A 331-nucleotide genomic window follows, 5' to 3' on the forward strand; every position below is an offset into this window, starting at 1 on the left:
CGGTGGCGGTGACGCGGCGATGACGGCGCTGAAGGCGATGGTGGCGGCCGGCACCTATCCGACAGCCTCGCAGATGCTGGGGTATACCGTGCTCGATTATGCCCAGGCCGGCGTCATGGGCGACCTGACGGAGACGGCGAAGAAGGAAGGCTGGGACAAGTCGGTGCCGGCGGCGCTGCAGAAGTTCTCGGTCTATGACGGCAAGTGGGTCGCAGCCCCCGTTAACGTCCACTCGGTCAACTGGCTGTGGATCAACAAGGCGGTGATGGACAAGATCGGCGGCACCCAGCCGAAGACCTTTGACGATCTGATCGCCCTGCTTGACAAGGCC

At 64.0% G+C, this 331-nt stretch carries 1 protein-coding gene; it reads left to right on the forward strand.

All coding sequences use genetic code 11. The features are described from left to right. Positions 1–331: extracellular solute-binding protein (locus tag ACMUVN_RS33325; protein ID WP_414816060.1), on the forward strand; the 331-nt coding region annotated here is incomplete at both ends.

The organism is Rhizobium sp. IY2 (assembly GCF_047532935.1).
Lineage (GTDB): Bacteria > Pseudomonadota > Alphaproteobacteria > Rhizobiales > Rhizobiaceae > Rhizobium > Rhizobium anhuiense.